We start from the raw sequence: 5,832 nt of genomic DNA on the forward strand, positions 1-5,832 counted from the left end.
CAACCGGCACGTGCTTGCGCCGCAGACCCATGACATCCCACACGTGAAACATCGTTGAGGATCCCTTAGAACTTGTGGCTCATCCCAAACCGGAAGTAGAACTTGGTGTCGCGTTTCACCAAGCCAAAAAGATCACCGTAGATGCGGCGCGACGCCTTGGGCGCAGCGAGCACGCCCTCGGTGTGGACCCATATGTTCATCTTCCGCCCCAACACGAACTCGAGCGTACCCCCCAGTCGCAAGCGGCTCTGCGTCTGCCGATCCACGCTGTTGGGATCGGGCATCATGTTGGGCATGGTCCCGACGACCACGTCCGAATTCGCCGCCGTGTAGGGGTAGTCGTCGGAGTATAGGTCGAGACCACCGAATAGCGTGAACGCGCCGCGATCGGTGAAAAACATGGATCCCAGGGTCTCTAGGCTGGCAAAGAAGCTGTTGCTTCGCGGTCCAAGGCCTCCCCCCACCCGAAGCTGCACCGAACCACCTACCTGCGGGATCGGCCGCGTGCCCAATTCCCCGCGCAGCTCGAATTCGGTGAGCCGACCGAACGATCGGGCAGCGAAACCACCCTCCAAATACTCCAGCATGCCCACGCTCATACGTAGCTCGGCCAAGTAAGGCCATCCAAGCGATAGGTCCAGAATCGCTAGGTCAATGGGCAAGATCCCGGCCGCGTGAGAGACCGCCGCCTTCTTTGCTCGGGCTAGCGCGCGCATCTGTTCGGGAGTCAACCCCGCACGCAGGAGACGGACGTTGAATACGCGGGCTTCGGCGGCCGCGCTCAGCTGCACCTGCTCCACATAAGGCTGATAGCCAGGCGCGCGCACTTCCACGCGATGGTGACCCACCGGGATCGTTCCCTCGAAGGGTACGGGACCCATGGCCTTGCCATCCACGAAAAGTTGGGCGCCGTTCACGTTGGCCCTGAAGCGCACCGGGGTACCTGTGGGCTCGAGCACGGCGTCGATGACGCAGCTGCTCCCTTCGCCGATCGTGCAGGTGGTGATGTAGTCTTTGTAACCGGGCGCAGTAATGACCACAGAATGCTCCCCGGGTGGAGCATTCTCGATAATGACTGGCGGAGAGCCGTGATCCTTGCCATCGATGCGCACCTTGGCCTGGGCCACGGTCGAGCTCACCACGATGCGCTGCGCGGAAGCGAGCCCCTGCAGATCCATCTGCACCACCTGCACGCCCCCGATCTTCACCGTCACGCGCTGCTGCAAGGGTTGGTAGCCTTCCGCAACCGCCTCGAGCACGTGCTCGCCTGCAGGCACGTCCTCGCGGGTCACGGGCGCGGCGCCGAGCTCCTCGCCGTCTAGGCGAATCTGGGCCCCGGGCACGTTGGACAGGATCGCAGCGTCCCACGAGCCGTTGCGCGCAGGTCGGCTTTGACGGTGAGCCGCTGCCCTGCCACGACCATGACTTCCTCCTGGTATGGAGGAAAGCCCTCGGCTCGCAGCTCCACCGTGTGCTTGCCCACGGCCACCCCCTCGATCACGGTCGGCGTTTCCCCACGCGGCACCGAGTCCAGCGAAACTTGGGTACCAGGAATGTCGCTCGCAACCAGGATGCTGCCCGTATCGGGCTTGAGGGCAACCGGCAAGGTGAGCATCTGGCCGCCGCGTACATCATGCCACATGTTGTAGCTTGCATAGCCCTCGCGGATGACCTCGATGTGATGCCGTCCGGGGCGCATATTGGTCCTGAACGGCACGTTGCCAAGCACCCGGCCGTCCACACGCACCTGCGCGCGATTCGCCGCCTCGTTGCCAGGGGTGACCACAAGCACCGCCAAAGCCTGAAGCGTGATGCTGTAGGTCTTGCGGCGGCGTCGGTTATCGAAGCTGAGCTTACCCTCCTCGTAGTTTGGAAGTCGAAACGTTAGCTCGATCCGGCCGCGCGGCAGGCGAGCGCTTCGCAGCGGCGTCCTGCCGATGGACCTGCCCTCGAAGAAGACCTCGGCCCCCGAGGGCGTCGACGTCAGGTTGATGGGAATCCTGCGGCGACGCTGCGCGCTCGCCGAGCTGGACTCCGCCAGCATGGCCGCAAGCGTCAGAAGACCCACCAAGACGTACCCAACGCCGCGCGTCGTGAAGCAGCCTACAAGCTTCGACCCCGATGTTGTCATGGGCAAAGTCCAATCTCCGAGCAGGCCCCGTACCACTCCACGATGTTTTCCAAGCTCCGCACCCCGTTTTTGTATCACCATCCGAGAGCGCGATGAAACTTTAGAGGTCGCTCATCGCACAAGGCCCGGATCGGATTCGCCCTCCGTTGGCGCAGCCGAGTCGGACCATGCCCAGCTCATCTTCTCCCACAGCTCCGCATCGGGCTCGTACGGCAGCGGGCTGGCACCTCCAGGTACCACCCGCGCTGGCAGGAGTACTCCCTCGTCGGGATGAAACCCGAAGGACTCCAGCTCACGAAGACCATACTCGGTCGCTGGAACGCTGTACCAGCCGCGCTCACCCATGCGCTTCATCATCCGGATCAACTTGGCGATGAAGGCGGGGGGGAGCTTCCCGCTCGTGAAGTGCTCGTAGTAGAGCTTTGGATTGGGCAAGATGTTCGCCAGGTACACTGCTTCGGCAGGCGACAGATCCTGCGGCAGCCGGCTGAAGTAATGGCGAGCCGCGTTGCGTACGCCGTAGACAGCTGGACCATACTCGATCACATTGAGATACAGCTCAAGGATGTCCTTCTTTTCCAGCATGCGCTCCACCCACCAGGTGAGCACCGCCTCCTGCACCTTGCGCCTCAGTGTTTTTTCGCGTCGCAGCAAGAGGTTCTTTACCAACTGCATCGTGATCGTGCTGGCGCCAACCCTGTAGGCACCCGCCTTTAGGTTCTTCACCAGCGCGTTGCGTATCTGGTTTGGAGCGAAGCCCGCGTGCTTGAAGAAGCGCAAGTCCTCGTGTGCAAGGACGGCGTGAATCAGGTAGGGGCTGATCTCCTCGATGGGGATCCAGGCCTCGGTGCCAGGACCGGTTTCGAAGGCGAACAGCGTGTCATCCGGTTCAACGACCGTGTGCACGAAAGGCATCCCGAAGCGTTGCAGGTCCGCCATTGCAGGAGCCGAAGCAAACTCGCAATCGTCCTCGAAGTTGAAAGTTAGCGAGGTCTCGTCAAGTGTTCGCGAGTCGACATGCAGACTCGTCTCGGCCGCCAGAGTCCCGCCCCAACTGAAATCGACTAGCTCACCCAGCAGGTCAGCGGGAATGCTGCGCACCGCATCCGTACACGGCGTCGCCCCCAGCTTGCCCCCAAAATCAAAAAAATAGTGATCCGCGGCCCACTCCATGATGCCCTGGAGCTCAAATGCGGCTCTGCCCGTGACCAGCAGGCCTCGTTCGATTTCCAGGCGCCGCTCAGCCGGCAACCAACTGCCCTGCCCCGATAGCTCGAACGAAATGCCCTGGATCGGCTCTTTCGCGAGACGCGGCGACGCCAGACCGGCGTTGCTCACCCTGACACGACCCCTGAGGGCGAGGCGCTTCACGGACTGCGCTTCAATCACGAGCTGTGCATCGACGCGACACGTGTCTGGTTCGTGCCACGGGACCGACGGCAGCAGCGGCGCCAGCAGCGACAAGGACAGGGCCTGCAGATCGATGGTGCCCTCCGCTCGCAGCTGCTGCGGCCAGACACGCATGTCGCAGCTTGCCTCGCCTCCGTCGCTGGTCTGGCCGGACGCCAACACATGGAACGCGCCGCGCCCCCGGCGCTCGAGCCGCCCTTCGAGCGAGCTCAGTGCAGGCTCGGTCCCACCGTCCGGCAATCGACGCCGGACGTTGACCTGTCGCCAGAAGATGGACCCGGACGGGGTCAGGCGCGCCAGCAGCAGGCGAGATAGCGCATTGTCACGCAGATCGGACTCACCCGATGGCGCTGTACGAGGCGCATCGTCGGGCGCCGACTTGGAGCCGGTAAGGGCGCGACGCAGCGCGGCTAAGCGCTGCGCCAACCCAAAGCCTGCCGCCGCGCGCGGCTCATGTGCCCCCGAAGAAGCCCCATTGCCTTGCGGACTGCCATTCAGTGGACCGATTTTCGGATCGTTGGCCGCGAGTGCGACACCGGTTGGCAGCATGATCTGCGCTGCCCCGAGCTTGGCTTCGTGCAGTTTGACGCGCCCGCGCTCGCGCCGAATCTGCAGCACCACATCCGACAGTTGCGCGTTGCCCGACGGCTCCGATCCGAGCCCGATACGCTTCAACCTGATACTCGCAAGCTGTGCGGTACCGCTAGCTTGGGGCACCTGCGCACGCACAAGCAGCCCCCACGCGTCTTCCAAGTGGATGGTGAGGTCACGCACCGACCATACGAGCACGCCCGATCGTTTGGGGCCCCGGTGCACGGTCTTGCGGCGACCATGCATGATGGTCACCAGCTTGTTGAAGAGCGCATCCTTGCTTCGGTCGGCCTGCAGCCTGAGCTGTACACCGCTCACCGACACGGTGTGGAAGGCACGGGAGCCCTGGGTCAGCGCCGCAAGCAGGCTGCCTTGCACACGAAGCGTGGCGAGCCGCAAGGATGGGCTGGTGTCTGGTCCCGCGCTAATCCCAGTGATCACCAGAGTCGACGTCCCTACGGACACATCCTCGATCGCGACCCGGGTACCTAGCCGATCCGATAGCTCGGACTCTGCCCAGCTGCGCAGCGTGGCGGGGACCCACCAAACGGTCAACAGCATGCCGAGGGTCACGAGCGCAAAGACAACAGCCGCCACAACGGCCTTGCGATTGACCTTGAAGGCGCCGAGCTTGGAGCCGAGCGCCTCCCATGCCTTGGAGCGGTCCACAGGTGTCTGCCTTGGGTGGCGGCCGCGCGTCTAGCCTTCGTTTGACTAGCGCACTTCCACTGCTCCGCGCCACTGCGCGAGTATGACGGAGAAACGCAACGCTGTCCGGTGGCCACGCCGACGCCGGACTACATGCTTGCGCCCAAGGGCGACCCGGCCAACCACAGCACATGAAAAGGCCCCGCTGGGAAGACCCAACGGGGCCAGATTTAGCCCGGCGGCGTCCTACTCTCCCACGCAGTCACCCGCGCAGTACCATCGGCTCTGGAGGGCTTGACTTCCGAGTTCGGGATGGGATCGGGTATGGCCCCTCCGACATTGCCGCCGGAATCCTTGGAAGCATGAGTCCGTCGCGTACGTTGTTCGTCCGGTTCGCCGGGGCGCCACATCGATCGGGGACGCCGAATCGCGGCGAGCCGGGGGCAGGGCCGCCACTTGCTCCCAACCCTGACCTCGAATCGATCAACACTTGCCTTAGAGTAAGGTAAAGCCGCACGGCCGATTAGTACTGGTCAGCTCCACGCGTTACCGCGCTTCCACACCCAGCCTATCACCTCGTCGTCTTCGAGGGGCCTTTAGGGGCTTACGCCCGGGATACCTAATCTCGAGGCCGGCTTCCCGCTTAGATGCTTTCAGCGGTTATCCGTTCCGCACATAGCTACCCGGCTATGCCACTGGCGTGACAACCGGAACACTAGAGGTGCGTCCATCCAGGTCCTCTCGTACTATGGACAGCTCCTCTCAAGTATCCTGCGCCCACGGCAGATAGGGACCGAACTGTCTCACGACGTTCTAAACCCAGCTCGCGTACCGCTTTAATTGGCGAACAGCCAAACCCTTGGGACCTTCTTCAGCCCCAGGATGCGATGAGCCGACATCGAGGTATCAAACCTCCCCGTCGATGTGGACTCTTTGGGGAGATTAATCTGTTATCCCCGGAGTACCTTTTATCCGTTGATCGATGGCCCTTCCACACAGAACCACCGGGTCACTATGACCGACTTTCGTCTCTGCTCGACTTGTCTGTCTCG

3 protein-coding genes and 2 rRNA genes are annotated in these 5,832 nt (G+C 63.0%); all 5 read right to left on the bottom strand.

Going from position 1 to position 5,832, the window contains the following annotated elements; all coding sequences use genetic code 11:
* Positions 1–65: 65 nt before the first annotated feature.
* Positions 66–1,343, bottom strand: a complete 1,278-nt coding sequence (locus MJD61_08410) for a PEGA domain-containing protein (GenBank protein ID MCG8555297.1) — start codon at positions 1,341–1,343, stop codon at positions 66–68.
* Positions 1,319–2,131 (bottom strand): PEGA domain-containing protein, encoded by an 813-nt coding sequence (locus tag MJD61_08415; GenBank protein ID MCG8555298.1) that lies wholly within the window; start codon positions 2,129–2,131, stop codon positions 1,319–1,321. Before MJD61_08415 ends, MJD61_08410 begins: the two co-directional genes overlap by 25 nt.
* A gap of 111 nt (positions 2,132–2,242) precedes the next feature.
* Positions 2,243–4,801, bottom strand: coding sequence for a transglycosylase domain-containing protein (locus tag MJD61_08420; GenBank protein MCG8555299.1), 2,559 nt, complete (start codon positions 4,799–4,801; stop codon positions 2,243–2,245).
* Between the two features lie 212 nt (positions 4,802–5,013).
* Positions 5,014–5,130, bottom strand: a 5S ribosomal RNA gene (gene rrf / locus MJD61_08425).
* A 152-nt stretch (positions 5,131–5,282) separates the two neighbouring features.
* Positions 5,283–5,832: ribosomal RNA gene (locus MJD61_08430) — 23S ribosomal RNA — on the bottom strand; the annotation flags it as partial.

The organism is Pseudomonadota bacterium (genome assembly GCA_022361155.1).
Classification (GTDB): domain Bacteria; phylum Myxococcota_A; class Polyangia; order Polyangiales; family JAKSBK01; genus JAKSBK01.

Bases quoted from the DNA above. Each gene is read 5' to 3' on its own strand.
- MJD61_08415 (MCG8555298.1), bottom strand. From the start codon at position 2,131: ATGACAACATCGGGGTCGAAGCTTGTAGGCTGCTTCACGACGCGCGGC.